The sequence below is a fragment of the Sphingomonas sp. CFBP 13733 genome (genome assembly GCF_014841795.1).
Lineage (GTDB): Bacteria > Pseudomonadota > Alphaproteobacteria > Sphingomonadales > Sphingomonadaceae > Sphingomonas > Sphingomonas aerolata.
On record NZ_JACYUP010000001.1, the window covers coordinates 722,172 to 743,967 of the forward strand.

Here is a 21,796-nt window from a genome sequence, read left to right on the forward strand (position 1 = left end):
TTGGAGAGGATCATCGTGACCAACGTCGTCATCGCCGGGTACGCCCGCTCGCCGTTCCACCTTGCCGGCAAGGGCGATCTCGCCCGCGTCCGCCCCGACGATCTCGCCGCGCAGACAATCCGCGGTTTGCTCGACAAGACCGGCGTCGATCCTGCCGCCATCGAGGACATCATCCTCGGCTGCGCCTTCCCCGAGGGCGAGCAGGGCCTGAACGTCGCGCGGATGATCGGCCTGCTCGCCGACCTGCCGCTGTCGGTCGGCGGCATGACGGTCAACCGCTTCTGCGGCTCGTCGATGAGCGCGATCCACATCGCGGTCGGCCAGATCAACATCGGTGCGGGCGACGCGTTCATCTGCGCCGGGCTCGAATCGATGAGCCGCGTGCCGATGGGCGGCTACAACCCGCTCCCCAACCCCGATCTCTTCAAGAAGAACGCCGGCGCGTACATGGGCATGGGCGAGACCGCCGAGAACGTCGCGCGCGATTACCAGATCACGCGCGCCGAGCAGGATGCGTTCGCGGTGAAGAGCCAGGACAAGGCCGCCGCCGCGCGCGCCGATGGCCGCCTGTCGGACGAAATCGTGACGATCCAGACCAAGGCCGGCCCGGTCAGCCAGGACGGCACGATCCGCGCCGGCACCACCACCGAAGCGCTCGCCGGCCTCAAGCCTGCGTTCAGCGCGGACGGCTCGGTCACCGCCGGCACCTCCTCGCCGCTGACCGACGGCGCCTCCGCCGTCCTCGTCACCTCGGAAGAGTTCGCGACGAAGCACGGCCTGACCATCCTCGCCCGCATCAAGTCGGTCGCGGTCTCGGGTAACGAGCCGTCGACGATGGGCCTCGGTCCGATCTACGCCTCGCAAAAGGCGATGGAGCGCGCCGGCATCACCGTCGCCGACCTCGACGTGGTCGAGATCAACGAGGCGTTCGCCAGCCAGGCGATCGCCTGCATCCGCGACCTCGGGCTCAAGGACGAGACGATCAACCTCGACGGCGGCGCGATCGCGATCGGCCATCCGCTCGGCGCGACTGGCGCGCGCATCGTCGGCAAGGCGGCGTCGCTCCTCGCCCGCGAAGGTGGCCGCTACGCGCTCGCCACCCAGTGCATCGGCGGCGGTCAGGGCATCGCAACGGTGCTGGAGCGCGCATGATGGTCGATCGGATTAAAAAGGTCTGCGTCATCGGCGCAGGCGTCATGGGCGCAGGGATTGCCGCGCAGGTCGCCAATGCCGGGATCCCGGTGCTGCTGCTCGACATCGTCCCCCGCGAGGGTGACGATCGCGATGCGGTCGCCAAGGGCGCGGTCGCGAAGATGCTCAAGACCGACCCCGCGCCCTTCATGTCGAAGCGGGCCGCAAAGCTCGTCGAGACGGGCAACATCGACGACCATCTCGACCGCGTCGGCGAATGCGACTGGATCGTCGAGGCGATCGTCGAACGGCTCGACATCAAGCAGGCGCTCTATGCCAAGCTCGAGGCGCTCAAGCGTCCGGGCACCGCGGTCTCGTCGAACACCTCGACGATCCCGCTCGGGCATCTCGTCGACGGTCGCTCGGACCAGTTCAAGGCCGACTTCCTCATCACCCATTTCTTCAACCCGCCGCGCTACATGCGGCTGGTCGAGATCGTCCGCGGCGAGCATACCGACGTCGCGGTCGCCGGGAAGGTCGAGGATTTCGTCGATCGCTTCATGGGCAAGCGCATCGTCCGCGCAAAGGACACGCCGGGCTTCATCGCAAACCGCATCGGCACCTACTGGCTGGCGATCGCGATCAACGCGGCGATGGACCAGGGGCTGACCGTCGAGGAGGCCGACCAGATCGGCGGCCGGCCGATGGGCGTGCCAAAGACGGGGATCTTCGGGCTCGTCGATCTCGTCGGCGTCGACCTGATGCCGCTGCTGTCGAAGAGCCTTTCGTCGACGCTCCCCGCGGGCGATCCCTATTTCGACACGGTCCGCGACATGCCGCTCGTCGACAAGATGATCGCGGAAGGGTTCACCGGCCGCAAGGGCAAGGGCGGCTTCTACCGCTTCGACAAGGCGACGCGCACCAAGCTGTCGCTCGACCTCGCGACCGGCGACTATCGCCCCGAGGCGAAGCCCGCCGAACTGCCCGGCAAGACCGGCAAGGATCTCGCCGCGCTGATCGCCGAGCCCGGCCGGATCGGCAACTATGCCTGGACGATCCTCGGCAACACGCTGTCCTACGCGGCGATGCTCGTCGGTGAGGCGGCGGACGATATCGTCGCGATCGATGACGCGATGAAGCTTGGGTACAACTGGAAATACGGGCCGTTCGAGCTGATCGACCGGATGGGCCCGGGCCTGCTCGCCCAGCGTCTCGCCGCCGAGGGCCGCGACGTGCCCGCGATCCTGACGACCGCGGGCGACCGCCCTTTCTACCGCGTCGAGAACGGCAATCGCCAGTATCTGACAACCGCCGGCGACTATGTCGACGTACCGCGCGCCGACGGCGTCGAACTGCTCGAGGACATCAAGCTCCGGTCGCAGCCGGTCCTGACCAACGCCTCGGCGTCGCTCTGGGACGTCGGCGACGGTGTCGCCGCGCTCGAATTCCACACCAAGATGAACGCGCTCGACGATCAGGTCATCGCGCTCATCGAGGAGGCGGTCCCGGTCGTGCGCGAGCGCTTCAAGGCGCTGGTCGTCTATAACGAGGGCAGCAACTTCTCGGCGGGCGCCAATCTCGGCGCGGCGATGTTCGCGGTCGGTGCGGGCCTCTGGGACATGGTCGAGGCCAGCGTTGCGCGCGGCCAGCAGGCGTACAAGGCGCTCAAATACGCGCCCTTCCCCGTCGTCAGCGCGCCCGCGGGCCTCGCGCTCGGCGGCGGCTGCGAGATGCTGCTCCATTCGGACGCGGTCCAGGCGCATGCCGAGACCTATGCCGGCCTCGTCGAATGCGGCGTCGGTCTCGTCCCCGGCTGGGGCGGCAATGGCGAGATGCTCGACCGCTGGACCAGGTCGCGCACGCTCCCCAACGGCCCCATGCCCGCGCTGACCAAGGTCTTCCAGGCGGTCTCCACCGCGCAGGTCGCCAAGTCGGCGGCGGAGGCCAAGGAGATGATGATCCTGGGCAAGGACGACGGCATCACGATGAACCGCGACCGCCTGCTCGCCGACGCCAAGGCAAAGGCCTTGTCGCTGGTCGAGGGCTATGTCGCCCCCGAGCCGCCGACCTTCCGTCTGGCGGGCGCGAGCGGTCGTACCGGGCTGTCGATGGCGGTGTCCGACTTCCACAAGAAGGGCATGGCGACCGACTATGACGTGGTGGTCGCCGACCGTCTCGCCGAGGTGCTGACCGGCGGCGAGGCTGACCTCGTCGACACCGTCACCGAGGCGCAGCTCCTCGACCTCGAACGCGCCGCCTTCATGGCGAGCGTCAAGGACCAGCGCACCCAGGCGCGGGTCGTCCACATGCTCCAGACGGGTAAGCCACTGCGCAACTGAGACAGTTCCCCCGCGCGAGCGGGGGAACACCCGCGCATGACCAATTTTTCACCCGCCCGGATCAGTAAGAACACTTGACTATTGTTTGTACAAATCTAGTCGGGTCGACGACATGCCGTATACGGCAGCGGACTCGCGAATAGGTCGCGGGGCTCGCAAATACACTGGGTGACCGTACAGATGCGGCGGCCCGACACTAGGAGAGGATAGACGATGTCCCTGATGATGATCGCCGCGCTGCTCGCCGGCGCGCCCGCGACCGCCGACACCGTGGTCGGCCGCTGGCGGACCGAGACGCACAACGCCATCGTCGAGATCGCGCGCTGCGGCCCCTCGATCTGCGGCAAGATCCTGACCTCCGACGCGCTGCGCGCCAACCCGTCGATGAAGGACGCCAACAACAGCAACACCGCGCTGCGCAGCCGCCCGATCCAAGGCATGCAGATGCTCAGCGGTTTCAAGTCCGACAAGGACGGCGTCTGGAGCAGCGGCCAGGTCTACAATGCCGAGGACGGCAAGACCTATAGCGGCAAGATCACCCCGGTCGGCGCGAACCAGCTGAAGCTGCGCGGCTGCGTCTTCTTCCCGCTCTGCAAGACCCAGACCTGGACGCGCGTCCGCTGATCCCAGGTCCCTTTCATCTCCCCAAAAGTTAGCGTTCAGGAATTTTGTAAATGTCGTTTCGTACCAAGGCCCCGTTGCTGGCCGTGACCGCGCTCGTCTCCGCTTTCGGATGCGCCAGCACCGCCTATGCCGACGCCTTCTATCTCCAGGCGCAGTCGGCGCGCGGCGCGGGCCGTGCGTTTTCGGGCGAGGCCGCCGACACGGGCGCCGCGTCGCTCTGGTGGAACCCCGCCGCGATCGCCGGCATCCGCGACGGCAGCGCGACGCTCAGCGCCAGCGCGATCATCCCGCGCGGCGACGTGATCGACACCGGCTCGCAGATCTGCCGCCCGGGCGGCCAGCCCTGCACCGCGATCAGCGGCCAGTCGAACTCGAGCGACCCGGTCAACAAGGGCGTCGTCCCCTCGGGCGCGGTCGCCTATCCGCTGACCGACCGGATCGCGGTCGGCCTCGTCGTCACCTCGCCGTTCAGCTTCACGACCAACTATGACGCCGACAGCTGGGCCCGCTACAGCGCGGACAAGACCCGCCTGCGCACGATCGACATCCAGCCCTCGATTGGCGTCGAGCTGACCGACTGGCTCCGCGTCGGCGGTGCGCTCAACGTCGAATATACCGACGCGATCCTCAGCAACGCGCTGCCCAACGTCTCCGCCGCGCAGCCCGACGGCCGCCAGGAACTCAGCGGCGACGGCTGGGATCTCGGCTGGACCGCGGGCGTCCAGCTCCACAACGACTTCGCCACCGTCGGCGTCACCTACAAGTCGAGCATCCGCCACAAGCTGAAGGGCGACCTCGTCGTCACCGGCCTGCTCGGCCCGCTCGCCGGCGGCAACACCGAAGTCTCGGGCGCGACCGCCGAGTTCAACACCCCCGGCCAGATCATCGTCGCGGGCCGCGTCCGCGCGACCGACCAGCTGACGCTCAACGCACAGGTCATCGCGTTCAACTGGAGCAAGTTCGACACGATCGATCTCGGCGCGCCGCTCAACACCGCGATCCCCGAAAACTACCGCGACAGCTGGAGCCTCGCGGGCGGTCTCGACTATGGCGTCACGCCCAAGCTGACCGTGCGTGGCGGTGTCCAGCGCACCAAGACGCCGACCCAGGACGGCCAGCGCGACGCGCGCGTCCCCGACGCCGATCGCTGGACCTATGCCGCCGGTGCCTCCTACCAGCTGACGCCGCGCATCGCGGTCGACGCCGCCGCGCAATATGTCGACTTCGAGAACACGACGATCGACCGCGCCACCTTGGTCGCGGGCAGCATCATCCGCACCAACGGCGCGCTCCGCGACGCCAGCGCGATCGTCACCTCGCTCGGCGCCCGCGTCTCGTTCTGACGCCACCAGCCCCTCCCCATATCGGGGAGGGGCACCCTATCCCTTCATCCGGATCGTCAGCCCCGACACCGCGAGATCGACCGTCTCGACCGCAGCCGCGACCCGCTGGTTGAGCATCCCGGCCAGATCGCGGAACCGCCGCGCCATCGCATTGTCGGGCACGATCCCCATCCCGACCTCGTTGGTGACCAGCACCAGCCGCCCCTCGACGCGACCGATCGCATCCAGCAATGCGGCGATCGCCGTCTCCGCATCGGCCTCCGCCAGCATCAGGTTCGACGCCCACAAGGTCAGGCAGTCGACCAGTATCACCCCGTCCGGCGCATCCGCCTCGGCGATCGCCGCCGCCAGCTTGAGCGGCGCCTCGACCGTCCGCCACCGTTCGTCCCGCTCCGAGCGATGCCGCGCGATCCGCTCGGTCATCTCGCCGTCGAACGCCTGCGCGGTCGCGATATAAACGAGCGCGTGGCCACCTGCCGCCTCTGCCCCCGCCTCTGCCAAAGCCTGCGCATGGCGGCTCTTGCCCGAGCGCGCACCGCCGGTCACCAGCACCGTCTTTCCAAACCCCTGCACGCCCGTCTCCTCCATCGCCTCTTGCGCTATCCCCGGCGAATGGCGAAGGCCAGCAGCAACGCCGCGGCATCGCCGGCGCAGGGGACGCACGTGCACGCGCTGATGGAACATGGCGGCCGGATCGACAGCGCGCAGGCGCTGTACCCGCACGCGCCGCGTCCCTGGCTCGACCTGTCGACCGGGATCAACCCCTGCGCGTGGGAGCCGCCCGCCGATCTCGCGATCGACCTGCGCAGCCTCCCCTCGCCCGCCGCGCTCGCGGCGCTCGAGGCGGTCGCCGCGCGCCATTTCGGCGCCGACCCCGCGCGCGTCGTCGCGCTGCCCGGCACCGAGATCGGCCTCCGCCTGCTCGGCGCGCTCGGCGTGTCTTCCCCCGCCCGCCATGTCGGCCCCAGCTACGCGACGCATACCGCAGTCTTCCCCGCGCGTATCTCGATCGACAGCCTGACCGACGAAGCGGCACATGGCGGCACCATCCTGCTCGCCAACCCGAACAACCCCGACGGCCGCCTGGTCAGTCCGGACGCGCTTCGGCCAGTGATCAACGCGCTCGGCGAGAATGCAGGCTGGCTCGTCGTCGACGAGGCGTTCGCCGACACGCTCCCCGACGCCGGCCTGGCTTCGCATCTGTCCGCAGAAGACCGCGTCATCCTGTTCCGATCATTTGGAAAATTCTTCGGCCTCGCGGGCGTGAGGCTCGGCTTCATGATCGCACCGCCTAGCATCGTCGCGCGGGTCCGCGACCGTCTGGGCAGCTGGCCGATCTCCGCCACCGCGCTCGCGATCGGCACCGCCGCCTATGCCGACCGAGCCTGGATCGAGACGGCGCGGAAGCAGCTCGTCACCCGCGCGGCCGCGCTCGACGCGGTGCTGCTCCGCCATGGGCTGACCGCGACGGGCGCCTGTCCGCTCTTCCGCCTCATCGCAACAAACGACGCCAAGTCGCTGTTCGAACGTCTTAATATGGCGGGTATCCTGACGCGTCCCTTCACCTATGACCCCCGCTGGCTCCGTCTCGGCGTCCCGGCCGACGCGGCCGCGCTGGCGCGTCTAGACGCGGCGCTCGCGCATGGCTGACCCCGTCGCGCTCATCGCCCTCGCACTCGACGCCGCGTTCGGCTGGCCGGAACGGCTCTACCGCCGGATCGGTCATCCCGTCGGCGCGATCGCCGCGATCATCGGCAGCCTCGAAAAGGCGCTCAACCGTCCGTCATGGCCGGACGTGACGCGCCGCATCGCCGGGGTCGCGACGCTCGTGATCACGCTCGCGGTGACGGGCGGGATCGCCTGGGGCGCGATCTGGCTGCTGACGACCTATCTCGGCGGCTATGCCTGGATCGGCATCGGCCTCCTCGCCGCCCCCGGCCTCGCGCAGCGCAGCCTCAACGATCACGTCGCCCCGATCGCCGCCGCGCTCGGCAAGGGCGACGTGCAGGGTGCGCGGATCGCGGTCGGCAAGATCGTCGGTCGCGACACCGACCGGCTCGACGCCGCCGGCATCGCCCGCGCCGGAATCGAAAGCCTTGCCGAAAGCTTCTGCGACGGCATCGTCGCGCCGCTGTTCTGGCTGCTGATCGGCGGGCTCCCCGGGCTGTGGATCTACAAGGCGATCAACACCGCCGACAGCCTGATCGGCCACCGTGAGCCACGCTGGCGCGCGTTCGGCTGGGCATCCGCACGGATCGACGATCTCGCCAACTGGATCCCCGCGCGGATCAGCGGCGCCTTGCTGTGTCTCGCCGGTCCCGGCGGCTGGCGCGTGATGCGGCGCGACGCGCGCAAGCACGCCTCGCCCAATGCCGGCTGGCCCGAAGCGGCGATGGCGGGCGTGCTCGACCTCCGCCTCGCCGGCCCGGTCAGCTATGACGGCGTCACCCAGCTGAAGGCCTGGATCGGCAGCGGTCGCCCCGCCGCCACCGCCGCCGACATCGCCCGCGCGCTTCAGGTCTATCGCCGCGCCTGCCTGCTGCTCTGGATCGTCACGGGGGCGCTGCTGTGGGTGCGGTGATGCTCCAGGGCACCGGCTCGGACGTCGGCAAGTCGGTGCTCGTCGCCGGCCTCTGCCGCGCGCTGGCCAATCGGGGGCTTTCCGTGCGCCCCTTCAAGCCGCAGAACATGTCGAACAACGCCGCCGTCACCGCCGATGGCGGCGAGATCGGCCGCGCGCAAGCGACCCAGGCGATCGCCGCGCGCACCGCTGCAACCACCGACATGAACCCCGTTTTGCTGAAACCGCAGGGCGACCGCAGCTCGCAGCTCGTTGTCCACGGCAAGGTCCGCGGCATCCTGCGCGCGAGCCGCTGGCGCGAGGGGCGCGAGGGTCTGATGGACGACGTACTCGCCAGCTATCACCGGCTCCGGGCGCAGGCGGACATCGTCGTCGTCGAGGGCGCGGGCAGTCCCGCCGAGATCAACCTGCGCGCCGCCGACATCGCAAACATGGGCTTCGCGCGCGCCGCGGGCGTCCCCGTCATCCTGATCGGCGACATCGACCGGGGCGGCGTCATCGCCTCGCTCGTCGGCACGCGTGCGGTGATCGATCCCGCCGACGCCGCGATGATCCACGGCTTCCTCGTCAACAAGTTTCGCGGCGACCCCGCGCTGTTCGACGACGGCTATCGCGCGATCGAGGCGCGGTCGGGCTGGCGCGGCTATGGCGTCATCCCCTGGCTGCCCGAGGCCGCCCGCCTGCCGAGCGAGGACGCGGTCATACTCGAACGCCGCCCCGGTCACGGCCGGCAGGACGGCCAGGTCGTCATCGCCTGTCCGATCACCCCGCGCATCGCCAATTTCGACGATCTCGATCCGCTGCGGCTCGACCCCGACGTCACTTTGGTCATGGTCCCGCCCGGCGAACCGATCCCCGACGCCGACATGATCATCCTCGCCGGCTCCAAGGCGACGATCCCGGACCTCGCCTTTCTGCGCGCGCAGGGCTGGGACATCGACATCCATGCGCATCGCCGCCGCGGCCGCCCGGTGCTCGGGCTTTGCGGCGGTTATCAGATGCTCGGCCGCAGCATCGCCGATCCGGACGGGCTGGAGGGTCCCGCCGGTATCGCCCCCGGGCTCGGCCTGCTCGACGTCGCGACGATCCTGTCCCCCGCCAAGACGCTCGAACGCGTCGCCGGCACCGCGATCGGCGCACGGTTCGACGGCTATGAGATCCATATCGGCAAAACCACCGGCCCCGACACCGCGCGCGCGCTCACGACCCGCGACGATGGCCGCCGCGACGGCGCGGTCAGTCCCGACGGGCTCGTCTCCGGCAGCTATGTCCACGGCCTGCTCGGCCTCGCGGATCAGCGTCGCGCCTGGCTCAGCCGGCTCGGAGTCGATGCGGTCGGGCCCGATCATGCGGCGTCGATCGACGCCGCGCTCGATGCGATTGCCGAAACGCTCGAACGCCATCTCGATATCGACGCGCTGATCGCAGTGTCGAAGCTCGCGGGGTCAGACGCGGCCGGCAATGGCAAGCGCGACTAGCATCCCGGTCTCGACGAATTCGATCCCCGCGCCGTGGCAATCCCCCGATACGCCCCCGACCCGCCGGATGAGCCACCAGCCGAATAGCGCGATCAGTGCAGGGGCCCCTGCAACGGCATGCACAGGCACCCCTAAACACCCTGTTACGCACCCCCAAAAGACCAGATCGTGCACCCTGATCTTCCCTGCCACCATCCCTCCCAGCCCGCCCTCCCGCAGCAGCGGCACCCACCGCGCCCAGCACAACGGCCCGATCCGCGCGAGCATCGGGACGACGATCACGACCGCCCATCCCTGACTCGAAACGGCATGCAATAAGACAAGTTTTGCAATAAGTTGCAGCGCGATCATCACAACGCCGAAGCTGCCGATATGCGGATCCGCCATCACCGCGATCAGCCGGTCGCGATTGCCATGCGCGGCACCCAGCCCGTCTGCCAGATCTGCCAGCCCATCCAGGTGCAAAGCCCCTGTAATCGCTACCCAAATTACCAGCGCGGCGAGCGCACCGGTCCACGGATCGACCTGCGCGCCGACCCACCCCGCCGCCGCGACGACCACCCCGATGCACGCCCCGACGACCGGATACCACCGGATCGCCGCAGCAAAATCCTCAGCGTCCGCAGCAACTTGCGGCACCGGCACGCGCGTCAGGAAGCCGAAGGCGACGATCAGCCGCTTCACGAAACCGGATCCGTCTGCAGCGCCACGATCTGCGCCGTCCGGTCCGGCCAGATCCGCAATGTAATCAACGCCGCATAGGGCAAATCGAACGCCCAGAGCTCGCGCGACCCGAACCCGCACAGTGATTTCAGCGCCGCCCGGATCGCCCCGCCATGTGTCACGATCAATGAGGTTTCAGGTGTAAGGTCTTCGATCGCATCGGTAATTCTCGCGACCAGATCGCTCCACCGTTCCCCACCCGGTGGCGGTGCACCGTCCGGATCGTCCCAAAACCGCTGCAACGCCGCAGCTTCGATCTCCGCCGTAGCCAGCCCGTCCCAATCCCCGAAATCCAGCTCCCGCCACCGCGCATCAGTCGTCGGAGCCAGCCCCCGCTCCCGCCCGATCGCATCCGCGATAGCCTGCGATCGCCTGAGATCAGAACAGACGATCTGCTTGAAACTCAGCGGTTTTACCCGCGCGAAACAGGCCACCAGCCCCTCCGCCGTGACCGGACTATCGGTCCGCCCCAGCATCCGCCCGGTCAGTTTAGGCGCGCCATGGCGCAGCAGGTGGAGCAGAAACGGCCCACTCACGCCACCGACACCCCCGCCTCGGCAAACGTCGCCATCCCGTCATGCGCCGCCAACGCCGACCGAATCACTCCCACCGCAACCGCCGCCCCGCTTCCCTCCCCCAGCCGCATCCCAAGTCTCAGTAAAGGCTCGAGTTTCAGCGCTTGAAGCAATCGCTCATGCCCCGGCTCGGCCGAACAATGCCCGGCAATGCAATGCTCTGTGATGCCGGGATACGCCGCCGCAATCGGCGCGATCGCCGCCGACGAGATGAATCCGTCCAGCACCACCGGCACCCCCGCCAGCCGCGCCGCCACCACCGCGCCAGCGATCGCGACGATTTCACGCCCCCCCACGCGCCGCAACGTCTCGAACGGCGTACGCGGGCAATCATCATGCCGCGCAATCCCCGCCTCGACCACCGCAATTTTCCGCGCGATTCCCGCCACATCAACCCCCGTCCCCGGCCCAACCCAGTCCGCGGCGGTTCCGCCGTAACTGCGCAGACACAGTGCTGCGGCCGACGTAGAATTCCCGATTCCCATCTCCCCCACGACAAGCATGTCGAGCCCCGGCACGACGACGTCGGCGCCAATGTTGAGTGCGACGAGACACGCGGTTTCGTCCATCGCCGATGCCGTCGTGAAATCCGCCGTAGGGGTTTCCAGATCGATGTCGGCGATGATCAGCTCGAGCCCGACGGCATCCGCCAGCGCATTGATGGCCGCGCCCCCATGGCGGAAATTCTCGACCATCTGTGCGGTCACGGAAACCGGGAAAGCGCTGACCCCGTGCACCGCAACGCCGTGATTTCCCGCGAAAATTGCCACCCTCGCGCGCTCGAACCGCGGCCGCTCGCGCCCCTGCCAGCCCGCCATGAAGACTGCGAGGTCTTCAAGTCGGCCGAGTGATCCGGGCGGCTTGGTCAACTGTGCTTGCCGCAGCGATGCGGCCCCTCGCGCGGCTTCGTCTGCCGCAGGAAGGGCCTCCAGCGCCGCCTCGAACGCCGCGACCGTCGGGAAAAGCGTCACTGCGCGACATAGCCGGCGGGGGGCGTCCGGGTGATGAAATGCCCCTTGATCCCGGCCGGCCACTGGCGGAACGGCACCTGCCCCTCCGCACTCTCCGCATGCAGCACGGCATAATCGAGGATCGCGCGCGCCGCCTCCTCATCCGGGGTAAAGCGCCCCAGAACATAGCCGATTTTTGCCGGGCCGCGGACATGGATAGTGCAGAAATCCTGACAGGCGAACAGGCACGGCATCGCCTGGACCGCAATCCCGGCATAGCGCGGATCACTCGCCTGGACCGCCTGCAACGCCGCGACGAGTCTCGCACCGCCGCGCATGCCCTCGGCATCGTCCTTCGCATCGGTGGACGCGCGGCAGGTGCTGCAGGCGACGACGGCCGCACCGTCTTCGGCGGGAACCAGTAGATTTGGCATTGAAACCCCATGACATACGCGCCCGCGGCACAGGCCGCAGGCTGGTTATGTCGTCGCGCGGGTTTACCCCCGTCCGCTCGGCGCACCCTGGCCGGACGAAAGACGACTGCGACGGGCAGGTCTCCTGGCTCACGGGTCACAGCCCTTCGCGCCGCCTTCTCGGGACCGGGATCCCAATGGCATGATGGCACGATGGCTCGCCGCTTACAGTTGCAGGGGCAGCCGGGGTTCTCCCGTTCCCTTTTCATCCCCGTCGCCGGGGAACCTGTCGCGGTCAGAGGGATAGGCCGGGCGAGCGGCCCGGGTCAATCGCCCTGCGCGCTGTCACGCGTCAGCGGTACCACGACCGGTACGCCCTCGATCGATCCGAACCACGCCCGAACACCATAGGTTTCACGCAGCCGCGCCGGCGTCAGCACTGCCGACGGCGCGCCGTGGGCGACGAGCCGGCCCGCGTCTAGCACGAGGATGCGATCGCAATAGCGTGCGGCGAGCCCCAGATCATGCAGGACGGCGATCACCAGGACACCCCGCGCGGCCTGCGCCCGCAGGATCTCCATGACTGCGATCTGATGCGCGGGATCGAGCGACGCGAGTGGCTCGTCGACGATCAGCGCCGGCGCCTCCACCGCGAGCGCCCTTGCCAGCAGGACGCGGGCCCGCTCGCCCCCCGAAATCTCGGTCGCGACACGCGCCGCAAGCATGGTCACGTCCGCCGCTGCCATCGCACGGGCAATCGCATCACGATCCTGCTGAGAAATGCGCGACAACGGTGCGAGATGGGGCAAGCGGCCCAGCGCGACGAGACGTTCGACGCTCAGCGGCCAATGAAGACTTTGACCCTGCGGCAGATACGCGACCGTCCGCGCAATCTCACGTCGCGAGCGCTCCGCCAGCGGAACCCCGTCGAGCAGGATATCTCCCGTAGCGGGAACCAGCCCGAGAAGCGCCTGGACCAGCGTCGATTTGCCCGCCCCATTGGGGCCGACGATCCCGATGAGCGCGCCGCCCTCTGCCGAGAAACTGACATCGTCGACCACGACCCGCCCTGCACGGCGGACGCTGAGGCGGTCCGCGGTGAGGGCTACCATAGCCGCCGCTCGCGCATCAGGTGGACGAGGAACACCGGCACGCCGAGAAACGCGGTGACGACCCCGAGCTTGAGTTCGTTCGACGTCGGGATCACCCGGACCAGCACGTCGGCAAAGGTGAGCAATGCGGCCCCGCCCAGTGCGGAGGGAAGCAGGATCGCCGACGGCGAACGATCGGTCATCGGCCGGACGAGATGCGGGACGATCAGGCCGATGAACCCGATCGCGCCCGATACCGCGACCGCCCCGCCGACCCCGATCGCCACCCCGACCAGCAACCGCATGAGCGTCCGACGCAGATCGACGCCTAGCGCGCGTGCGCCATCCTCGCCGAGCGTCAGCGCGTCGAGCGCATGGCCGTCCCAGGCGACCAGCACCATGCCGAGCGCGATACAGGGCAGCGCCAGCGCGACATGGCTGAACGACCGGTCTTCGAGCGACCCGAGCAACCAGGTCATGATCTCCATCGCTGCAAATGGGTTGGGGGACAGGTTCAGCGCCAGACTGACCCCCGCGACCGCCAGGGTACCGACCGCAATCCCCGCGAGGATCAGCGACAAGGCGCTTTGCGACCCGGCCGCCAGCACGAACAGCAACCCCAGCGCCGCGAACGCCCCGGCGATCGCCACGATCGGCAGCATCGCCGGATGAAGCTCCGCCAGCCCGAAATACAGCGCGATCACCGCGCCCAGCGATGCGCCGTTCGACGCGCCCAGAACCGATGGCTCGGCCAGCGGATTGCGCAGGAATCCCTGCAGCGCAGCACCCGAAAGCCCCAGCATCGCGCCGACCGCCAGCCCGAGGATCGCGCGCGGCAGACGAAGTTCGAACAGGATCGCGCGTTCGATCGGATCGCCCTGCCCGCTGAGCGCCCGCACGACATGCGCCAGCGGGATCGCCGCACTTCCCACCGCGACCGACGCAGCGCCGGCCAGCAGCGCAAGCAGCGTGAGGCCACCGACCAATCGCGCACGCGTCACGCGTTCCATAGTGCCAGATCCCACCGCATCCGTTTCCGCCTAGCGCATAAGCGGCCGCTGCGGCAGGGCTTTGCGCATGCGCGGACGCCGTCTCCTGACCATCCTGATCATCGCTGCCGCCGGTGCACCTGCTCCGGCGGCAGCGCCTCGACCGCCGGCGCGTATCGTTTCGCTTAACCTATGCGCTGACCAGTATCTTCTGGCGCTGGCCGACCCCGCGCAGATCGTCGCGCTCACCCGGTTCGCGCGCGATCCGAACATGTCCGCAGCCGCCAACGCCGCGCGTACCATGCCAGTCAGCCGTGGCAGCGCCGAAGACGTGCTGATGCTCCGCCCCGATCTCGTGATCGCATCGCCGTTCCGACGCCAGACGGTCGCCGCCGTGCTTGCCGGACGGCACGTCGCGACGCTCGATCTGCCCCCCGCGGACAGCTATGCCGCGATCGTGAGGCAAGTCCGTCAGGTTGCTGCCGCCATCGGGCACCCCGATCGCGGCGAAACGCTGATCCGCCGGATGGACACCGCGCTCGCACGATTGCCGCGCGCGCCGGGAGGTGGTCATACGGCGGCCTATTATCAGCGTCGGGGTTTCCTGACCGGCACCGGCACGCTCGTCGACGAATTGATGCAGCGTCTCGGGCTGGCCAATCTCGCGACCCGGCTCGGCAAGCCGGCACTTTCGCAACTGTCGCTCGAACAAATGGCGCTGGCACGCCCCGACTATCTCATCGTCGAGAGCGCCACCGACCGCGTGACCGATCAGGGCACCGAAATGCTGCATCATCCGATTCTCGACGGGATCCCTCGTCTGCGCATCCCCGAGGCGTGGACCGTCTGCGGAGGTCCTGCCTATGTGCTGGCCGCGCAAAGCCTCGCGGCGCAGTTGCGCACGCCCCGTCCGGCTGGTCCTCGCCGCGGCCGTTAGAACTCGACGCCGGCCTGGGCCTTGACCCCGCCCCGGAACGGATGCTTGACCTGCCCCATCTCGGTGACGAGATCCGCCGCGGCGATCAACGCATCGGGCGCGTTGCGCCCCGTCGCCACGACATGCGTCATCGCCGGTCGCGCCGCGAACCCCGCAAGTACCTCGTCGAGTGGCAGATAGTCATAGCGCAGGACGATGTTGATCTCATCGGCGATGACCATCGCATAGCTCGGGTCGAGGATCATCCGGCGGACCTCGTCCCACCCTTCGCGCGCCACGGCGATATCGCGGGCCCGATCCTGCGTATCCCAGGTAAAGCCCTCGCCCATCGGCTTGAACTCGACCAGATCGGGAAAGGCGTCAAAGATGACCTTCTCACCGGTCGTCATCGCACCCTTGACGAACTGTACGATCCCAACCTTTCGCCCGTGCCCCATCATCCGCACCGCCATGCCGAGCGCCGCGGTGGTCTTACCCTTGCCCGGCCCGGTGTGGACCATGAGCAGGCCCTTTTCGATCGTCTTGGCCGCGACGATCTTGTCCTGGACGACCTTCTTCTTGGCCATCCGCGCCGTGTGCTCCGCCTCGCTCCGCATCAGAATGCTGCCTTCACGCCGGCATAGGCACCGCGACCCTGACCGACATAGCTGAACACCTCCTCGTACCGCTCGTCGAACAGGTTTTCGACCCGACCGAAGACCGATAGCCGGGGCGTCAGCTTGTACGCCGTGTTCAGGTTGACGAGGACATATTCCTGGAGCGAAACGCGGACAGGGACATAGCTCGGATCGGTATAGGCGTCGTCCTGCTGCCTGCCGTTATACCTGACGGTGAGCGTTGCCGAGGCGCGCTGGTCGCGGCTGAACGCGGTCATGTTGACGCTGCCGATATGGTTGGGGCGCCGGATCTCCACGCCCCCGTCCTCGCGCGCCTTCAGATAGGTATAGGCGAGGTCGAAGCGCAACTGCGCAATCGGCTGCGCTGTGGCAAACACCTCGACGCCGTGCTGCGTCGATCGCGTATCGCGGTTGCCGGGCGTTGCGACGAAGTCGGGGGCGGGATAGGTGGTAAAGATCTCGTTCGTCAGCCGACTGTCGAAATAGGTCGCGCCGATCGTCGCACGATCCCCCCCGAAAGCCTGTTCGACCCCGGCTTCCCACCCCTTTGACTTTTCCGGCTTGAGGTTGGGGTTGCCGATATAACGACCGTCCGAATAGCCGAAGAGATCGAAGTAGCCGGGGTTCTTCACGCCCGTCCCGTAGGCGCCGCGCACCCGCGTTCCGGTCGCAAAGCGATAGCTCGCCTGCGCGCGGTAGGTGGTGGTGTCGTCGAACCGGTTATTCTCGTCGCGCCGCACCGATCCGCCGATCGCTAGCGCGTCGTCGATCACGACGTCATACTGTCCGACGATCCCGACATTGTCGGTGTGCCGCCGCCCTGTGAAGACGAACTCCGAAGGGACCGGACTAAGCGTCTGAAATTCCTCACGCTCGACATCGACTGCGGCGGTCAGCCGATGCCGGATGCGATCGGTGCCGAACCGGAAGGCGCTTTCGAACGATCCCTTGTACCGGCGTCCCTTGTTGCCGAAGCTCAAGGCATCGTCGACCAGCGCCCGGCGTGTCGTATCGGCAAACTGGCCGCTGAGCGCATTCGTCCAGCGGCCATCCGCCAGCGCGAGTTCGGCGCGAACCAGCCCGTAATATGCCTCGACCGTGCTGCGCGCGCCTGGCGTATCGACGATCGTGCCGAACTGCGGGCCGCTCAATGCCGTGTCGTTGCTGTCGGCATCGGTATAGCTATAGCGCCCGACGCCCGTGACCTTCAGCGTGTCGGTCGGCGACCAGCTGAGCTTGCCCGTCGCGCCGACGCTCTTCGCGCCGATGTCGCGCGATCCGCCCCGCGCGGTCGGCGTGCCGTCGGTGAGGTAGGTCGAGCTCGATAGCGCGTAATCGAGATTGCCCGCCACGCCCGCGACCCGGGCGCCGCCCGAAAACGTGCCGAACGATCCCCCCTCGGCCCGCAGCGATACGCCCGGGGCCTCCGCGCCGCTGAGCGTGAGATACTGGATGACGCCGCCGATCGCGTCGGACCCGTACAGCGCCGATTGCTGGCCGCGCAGCACCTCGACCCGTGCCGCCTCGTCGGCAATCAGCGTGCCGAAGTCATATTCGCCCTGATAGGGATCGGACACTTCGATCCCGTCGATCAGCACGAGCACGTGATTGCCCTCCGATCCGCGGATCCGGACCTGCGTCGTCCCCCCGACCGCGCCGGTCCGGCTGACCGCCAGTCCGGGGACGTCGCGCAGCACGTCGGACACGATCCGGGTCTGCCGCTGGTCGAGCGTGGCGGCGTCGAGCACCGTCACCGACGCTCCGAGCTGATCGGCGGGAACCGCGTCCCCCGATCGCGATGCGGTGATCACCAGCTCGGCGGCGCCCGCTGCCGCCTCGCCCGTCGCCGCAGTAACCGGATCGGGCTCGGCCGCGGTCGGCGATGCAAAGGCCGTGGCGGTCGCGAGCGCCGCAAGCGAAACGAAAACTCTGGTCATGAAACGATACCCCCGGCGTCACGAGCGACCGGCCGGGGCCTGCCGTCCGATGCCACGGACAGCCGGCGCAACGCTTGGGGTGTACGCCGAACCGCACCCGCCACGCGCGCCGATGCGGCCCCCGCCGCATGGTTCGTCGCTCAGACGGAGTACCGTGCCGCGGTCATCCCCTGGACCATGGCAAGAGCGACCGAGCGCCGGCAGGTCTCCTGGCTCGCGGGTCGACGCCCGGTACGCGACCTTCCCGAGCCCTGCGCTTACGCTCAGGCCTAGTGGTCGCCCCCCCATGATGAAGGGACATGCGCACCGCACTCACCGCTTACAGTTGCAGGGACAGCCGCGGCATGAGGAGGACCGCCTCCCGCACCGCATTCCCTTTGAAGCCCCGAGGGGCACCGACGCGATCTGCGACCCCGGCCTTCACCGGTTTCGCAGGGCGACGGTAGCGCAGAAAATTCCTGCCGCCAATGGGCCTAGAGTCGCGCGAGGATCGCCCGCGCCTGACGTAAGTGCGGCGCATCGATCATCCGCCCATCGAGCTGCAGCGCGCCCGCCTCGGGAGCCGCTGCAAACGCAGCGACGACGGCGTGCGCATGTGCAACGGTCGCCGCATCCGGCGTGAACGCGGCGTTGATCGTGGCGACTTGCGACGGATGAATCGCCATCATGCCGGTAAAGCCGTCACGGCTGCCGCGCGCGGCATAGGCTGCCAGCCCGTCAATGTCCGCGATTGCAGGATAGACCGTCTCGATCGCCGCGACGTCCGCCGCATGCGCGCCGAACAGCAGCAGCGATCGGACGAGCTTATAGGGTTCGGTATAGGACCCGTCGTCCTCACGACTGGTCGCCGCGCCGATCGCCGCGGGCAGGTCCTCTGCGCCCCAGGTCAGGCCACATAACCGGTCGTTGACCCGCGCATATTCGCCCAGTGTGAAGATCGCGGCGGGCACTTCGGTCGCGATTGGCAGGATCGGCGGACAGTCATCGCCATAAGCCTCGACCAGCGCGAGGACGGTCGCGGGTCCCGTCGCCTTGGGCAGCATGATCGCATCGGCGTCCCTCGCGGCAGCGAGATCGTCGTCCAGCCACCCGGAGTCGACGGGATTGATCCGCACCATCCGCACGACGTCGGTGTGGTCCTGCAACGTGGCCCGGACCGCCTCGCGGGCAACGGCCTTGCGGGACAGCGCGACCGAGTCCTCCAGATCGAGGATGATGGCATCCGCCCCGCTCGCCGCGGCCTTCGCAAAACGCTCGGGCCGGTCTGCGGGCACGAACAGCAGCGAGCGCAACCTCATGCCGGCGTCCGCAGCAGCAGTGCCGAGCGGAGGCACTGACAGACGATCTCGTCACGCTGGTTGATCAGCTGGTGCATGAATGTGACGATCCCGGCGTTCGGGCGTGACCGGCTGGGCTTAAGCTCGGCGACCTCGGTCTCGGCGCGCATCGTGTCGCCGATGAAGACGGGTTTCGGATGCACGAGCTTGTCGTAACCGAGATTGGCGACGAGCGTCCCGAGCGTCGTGTCGCTGACCGACAGGCCGACCATCAGCGCGAAGGTGAAGGTGCCGTTGACGAGGATCTGGCCGAATTCACTCGCCTTCGCCGCCTCCGCATCGAGGTGCAGCGGCTGCGGATTGTGCGTCATCGTCGAAAACAGGAGGTTGTCCGTCTCCGTGACGGTGCGGCGGATCTCATGGACGATCCGGTCGCCGACTGCCCATCGGTCGAAATAGCGGCCGGCCATCAGTCATCCTTCTCGATACGCGCGAGCACCATGCCATCGCTCACCTGCCCGCCTTCGATCGCGGTCAGTTCGGCAACCGTCCCGTCGAACGGCGCGACGAGCGAATGCTCCATCTTCATCGCCTCCAGCGTCACGAGCTTCTGCCCCTTTGCGACACGGTCCCCGGCCGCCACGTCGACCGCGATGATCCGTCCCGGCATCGGTGACAAGATAGCGCCGTCCGCTGCCGCCCCCATCGCCGCGCCAGACGCACGCCAAGGCCGCAACTGCCAGGTCTGCCCGGCATCGGAAACGAGGGTGGCATCGACCGGTGCATCGACGCCGCGACCGTCGAGATCGATCGTCACCGCGTCGTCGTCGAGCAGGAACCGCGCGGCCTTCAAAGGGGCCGCGTTGAGACGAAAACCCGCCATCGGCTCGGCGCGTACGAGCGTGCGCGCGGCGTCGATCAGTGCTTCCTCGCTGGGCTGCGCCGGGGGCATCAGCGCCGCCCCCTCGCGCGCAATCAGCCCGGTATCTAGCGTTGCGGCGACGAAATCCTGGTGATCGAGTGCCTGGACGAGAAACCCCGCATTCGACCGGACCGGCCAGACGACCGCCTTGTCCAGCGCCTTCGCCAACGTCTCACGCGCAGCTTCACGCGTGTCGCCCCAGGCAATCACCTTGGCGATCATCGGGTCGTAATAGGACGAGATGTCCGCCCCCTGTTCGACACCCGTATCGACCCGCGTCGCATCACCCAAATCGAACGCCTCGAGCCGCCCGATCGACGGCAGGAACCCCTTGGCGGGATCCTCCGCATAGAGCCGCGCCTCGATCGCCCAGCCGCGGATCGCAAGATGATGCTGCTGCAGCGGCAACGCCTCGCCGCTGGCAATCCGCAGCTGCCACTCGACAAGGTCCTGTCCGGTAATTTCCTCGGTGACGGGATGCTCGACCTGCAACCGGGTGTTCATTTCCATGAACCAGATCCGATCGGCGCGCAGGCCTTCGCTCGCATCGGCGATGAACTCGATCGTACCCGCGCCGACATAGTTCACGGCCTGCGCAGCACGCACCGCCGCCGCGCAGATCGCCGCGCGCGTCGCATCACCCATGCCGGGCGCCGGGGCCTCCTCGATCACCTTCTGATGCCGGCGCTGCAACGAACAGTCGCGTTCGAACAAATGGACGACGTTGCCTTGACGGTCGCCGAACACCTGCACCTCGATATGCCGCGGCGAGAGGATATATTTCTCGATCAGCACGTCGGTATTGCCGAACGACGCAGAGGCCTCACGCTGGCACGAAGCGAGCGCGTCGACAAAGTCGGCGGACGCATCGACGCGGCGCATACCCTTGCCGCCGCCGCCCGCAACGGCCTTGATCAGGACCGGGTAGCCGATGGCATCCGCCTCGCGCTGGAGCCGATCGGGCGACTGGTCTTCCCCCAGATAGCCCGGTGTCACCGGGACGCCGGCCGCCATCATCCGCTGCTTTGCGGCATCCTTCAGACCCATCGCGCGGATGCTGTCGGGATCGGGGCCAACCCACAGGATCCCCGCGTCGAGCACCGCCTGCGCGAAGTCCGCATTCTCGGACAGGAACCCGTACCCCGGATGAATAGCCTCAGCGCCGCTGGCGCGCGCGGCGGCGATGATCCGTTCGCCGACCAGATAGCTGTCGCGCGCCGGGCTCGCACCGATATGCACCGCCTCGTCCGCGTGCCGGACATGCAGCGCGCCCGCATCGACATCGGAATAGACCGCGATCGTGCGGATTCCCAACGCTCGAGCTGTGCGTATGATGCGGCAGGCGATCTCGCCGCGATTGGCGATGAGCAGTGATTCGATCATTGCGCGGGGCATCCGGTGGTCCGCTTCGACCAGGTGATGTTGAGGATCTTCCACCGGCCCGCTTCGCGCACCATGTCGAAATGGTCGGTCCCGCAATGCGCCACCCGGCCGTCGATGGTGAAGACATAGGGCGACCATACCATCGCGATATCGCCATCGATATCCACGGCGGGATCCGTCAGGCGTTCCGCATATCGCTCCGGCCCGGGCTTCAGACCGGCGGCGAAGTCGGACCAGCCGGTCCGGCGGATGATGCGCGTGCCGTCGGCCTTTTCTTCCACGGCCGTAGCCCCCCCCTCGGGGCGCACCTGTGCGAGCAGTGCTTGGCCATCGCGGGCGGCCAACGCGGCGAACATCGCGTTGATCGGCACCATGACGCCGGCCTCCTCGGTGACTACGGCTGGCGGCAAGCCGGTTCCCTTGACGATCGGCTGGACCGGTGTGACCTGACCCGCGGCCAGCAGCAACGATAGCAGGATCATCGGC

21 protein-coding genes and 2 riboswitches are annotated in these 21,796 nt (G+C 68.1%); of the genes, 8 read left to right on the plus strand and 13 right to left on the minus strand.

Going from position 1 to position 21,796, the window contains the following annotated elements:
- The first annotated feature begins 15 nt into the window (after positions 1–15).
- The 4 genes from IFT71_RS03070 to IFT71_RS03085 all read left to right on the plus strand — a co-directional run bounded on the left by IFT71_RS03070 (position 16) and on the right by IFT71_RS03085 (position 5,437).
- Positions 16–1,152 carry a thiolase family protein gene (locus IFT71_RS03070; RefSeq protein ID WP_192139056.1) on the plus strand — a complete coding sequence of 379 codons (1,137 nt, stop codon included), beginning with the start codon at positions 16–18 and terminating at the stop codon, positions 1,150–1,152.
- Complete coding sequence (locus IFT71_RS03075; RefSeq protein WP_192139057.1) at positions 1,152–3,470, plus strand: 3-hydroxyacyl-CoA dehydrogenase/enoyl-CoA hydratase family protein; 2,319 nt, start codon at positions 1,152–1,154, stop codon at positions 3,468–3,470. The genes IFT71_RS03070 and IFT71_RS03075 overlap by 1 nt, the downstream gene beginning before the upstream one ends.
- A 213-nt stretch (positions 3,471–3,683) precedes the next feature.
- Complete coding sequence (locus IFT71_RS03080) at positions 3,684–4,094, plus strand: DUF2147 domain-containing protein (protein WP_031395134.1); 411 nt, start codon at positions 3,684–3,686, stop codon at positions 4,092–4,094.
- 50 nt (positions 4,095–4,144) lie between these two features.
- Positions 4,145–5,437, plus strand: coding sequence for an OmpP1/FadL family transporter (locus IFT71_RS03085; protein WP_192139058.1), 1,293 nt, complete (start codon positions 4,145–4,147; stop codon positions 5,435–5,437).
- Positions 5,438–5,473: 36 nt separating this feature from the next.
- On the opposite strand, the gene cobU is transcribed toward IFT71_RS03085, so the two are convergent.
- On the minus strand, positions 5,474–6,010 hold the full coding sequence (gene cobU / locus IFT71_RS03090; RefSeq protein ID WP_342212578.1) for a bifunctional adenosylcobinamide kinase/adenosylcobinamide-phosphate guanylyltransferase: 537 nt from the start codon (positions 6,008–6,010) through the stop codon (positions 5,474–5,476).
- 102 nt (positions 6,011–6,112) lie between these two features.
- Here cobU and IFT71_RS03095 point away from each other — a divergent pair, with 102 nt between their 5' ends.
- From IFT71_RS03095 to IFT71_RS03105, 3 genes are read left to right on the plus strand one after another with little or no spacing between them, the layout of a single operon-like run.
- Complete coding sequence (locus IFT71_RS03095) at positions 6,113–7,087, plus strand: threonine-phosphate decarboxylase (RefSeq protein ID WP_192139264.1); 975 nt, start codon at positions 6,113–6,115, stop codon at positions 7,085–7,087.
- Positions 7,080–8,018: an adenosylcobinamide-phosphate synthase CbiB gene (cbiB, locus tag IFT71_RS03100; RefSeq protein WP_192139060.1), complete on the plus strand. Its 939-nt coding sequence runs from the start codon at positions 7,080–7,082 to the stop codon at positions 8,016–8,018. Before IFT71_RS03095 ends, cbiB begins: the two co-directional genes overlap by 8 nt.
- Positions 8,006–9,496 (plus strand): cobyric acid synthase, encoded by a 1,491-nt coding sequence (locus IFT71_RS03105; RefSeq protein WP_192139061.1) that lies wholly within the window; start codon positions 8,006–8,008, stop codon positions 9,494–9,496. The genes cbiB and IFT71_RS03105 overlap by 13 nt, the downstream gene beginning before the upstream one ends.
- On the opposite strand, the gene cobS is transcribed toward IFT71_RS03105, so the two are convergent.
- The 6 genes from cobS to IFT71_RS03135 form a co-directional block, all read right to left on the minus strand.
- Positions 9,464–10,180, minus strand: coding sequence for an adenosylcobinamide-GDP ribazoletransferase (cobS, locus tag IFT71_RS03110; RefSeq protein ID WP_192139062.1), 717 nt, complete (start codon positions 10,178–10,180; stop codon positions 9,464–9,466). The genes IFT71_RS03105 and cobS overlap by 33 nt on opposite strands.
- Entirely contained in the window at positions 10,177–10,755 is a 579-nt protein-coding gene (locus tag IFT71_RS03115) for a histidine phosphatase family protein (protein ID WP_192139063.1), read from the minus strand. Before IFT71_RS03115 ends, cobS begins: the two co-directional genes overlap by 4 nt.
- Positions 10,752–11,765 (minus strand): nicotinate-nucleotide--dimethylbenzimidazole phosphoribosyltransferase, encoded by a 1,014-nt coding sequence (cobT, locus tag IFT71_RS03120; protein ID WP_192139064.1) that lies wholly within the window; start codon positions 11,763–11,765, stop codon positions 10,752–10,754. The genes IFT71_RS03115 and cobT overlap by 4 nt, the downstream gene beginning before the upstream one ends.
- Entirely contained in the window at positions 11,762–12,178 is a 417-nt protein-coding gene (locus IFT71_RS03125) for a DUF1636 domain-containing protein (RefSeq protein ID WP_056407800.1), read from the minus strand. Before IFT71_RS03125 ends, cobT begins: the two co-directional genes overlap by 4 nt.
- Before the next feature lie 97 nt (positions 12,179–12,275).
- Positions 12,276–12,462, minus strand: a riboswitch (cobalamin riboswitch).
- Positions 12,463–12,483: 21 nt separating this feature from the next.
- Positions 12,484–13,269: an ABC transporter ATP-binding protein gene (locus tag IFT71_RS03130; protein ID WP_192139065.1), complete on the minus strand. Its 786-nt coding sequence runs from the start codon at positions 13,267–13,269 to the stop codon at positions 12,484–12,486.
- Positions 13,263–14,258 carry a FecCD family ABC transporter permease gene (locus tag IFT71_RS03135; protein WP_192139066.1) on the minus strand — a complete coding sequence of 332 codons (996 nt, stop codon included), beginning with the start codon at positions 14,256–14,258 and terminating at the stop codon, positions 13,263–13,265. The genes IFT71_RS03130 and IFT71_RS03135 overlap by 7 nt, the downstream gene beginning before the upstream one ends.
- Before the next feature lie 67 nt (positions 14,259–14,325).
- Between IFT71_RS03135 and IFT71_RS03140 the strand changes: the two genes are divergently transcribed.
- On the plus strand, positions 14,326–15,174 hold the full coding sequence (locus tag IFT71_RS03140) for an ABC transporter substrate-binding protein (protein ID WP_192139067.1): 849 nt from the start codon (positions 14,326–14,328) through the stop codon (positions 15,172–15,174).
- On the opposite strand, the gene cobO is transcribed toward IFT71_RS03140, so the two are convergent.
- The 6 genes from cobO to IFT71_RS03170 all read right to left on the minus strand — a co-directional run bounded on the left by cobO (position 15,171) and on the right by IFT71_RS03170 (position 21,792).
- Entirely contained in the window at positions 15,171–15,770 is a 600-nt protein-coding gene (gene cobO, locus IFT71_RS03145; protein ID WP_197975990.1) for a cob(I)yrinic acid a,c-diamide adenosyltransferase, read from the minus strand. The genes IFT71_RS03140 and cobO overlap by 4 nt on opposite strands.
- Entirely contained in the window at positions 15,770–17,728 is a 1,959-nt protein-coding gene (locus IFT71_RS03150; RefSeq protein ID WP_192139068.1) for a TonB-dependent receptor plug domain-containing protein, read from the minus strand. Before IFT71_RS03150 ends, cobO begins: the two co-directional genes overlap by 1 nt.
- A gap of 182 nt (positions 17,729–17,910) precedes the next feature.
- A riboswitch (cobalamin riboswitch) is annotated at positions 17,911–18,143 on the minus strand.
- Positions 18,144–18,201: 58 nt separating this feature from the next.
- The gene (locus IFT71_RS03155) at positions 18,202–19,026 is read right to left on the minus strand and encodes an HpcH/HpaI aldolase/citrate lyase family protein (RefSeq protein ID WP_192139069.1); all 825 of its coding nucleotides are present in this window, start codon (positions 19,024–19,026) and stop codon (positions 18,202–18,204) included.
- Positions 19,023–19,475 carry a MaoC family dehydratase gene (locus IFT71_RS03160; protein WP_183935607.1) on the minus strand — a complete coding sequence of 151 codons (453 nt, stop codon included), beginning with the start codon at positions 19,473–19,475 and terminating at the stop codon, positions 19,023–19,025. Before IFT71_RS03160 ends, IFT71_RS03155 begins: the two co-directional genes overlap by 4 nt.
- Positions 19,475–21,310: an acetyl/propionyl/methylcrotonyl-CoA carboxylase subunit alpha gene (locus tag IFT71_RS03165; protein ID WP_192139070.1), complete on the minus strand. Its 1,836-nt coding sequence runs from the start codon at positions 21,308–21,310 to the stop codon at positions 19,475–19,477. The genes IFT71_RS03160 and IFT71_RS03165 overlap by 1 nt, the downstream gene beginning before the upstream one ends.
- The gene (locus IFT71_RS03170) at positions 21,307–21,792 is read right to left on the minus strand and encodes a hypothetical protein (RefSeq protein WP_192139071.1); all 486 of its coding nucleotides are present in this window, start codon (positions 21,790–21,792) and stop codon (positions 21,307–21,309) included. Before IFT71_RS03170 ends, IFT71_RS03165 begins: the two co-directional genes overlap by 4 nt.
- Between the last annotated feature and the right edge of the window lie 4 nt (positions 21,793–21,796).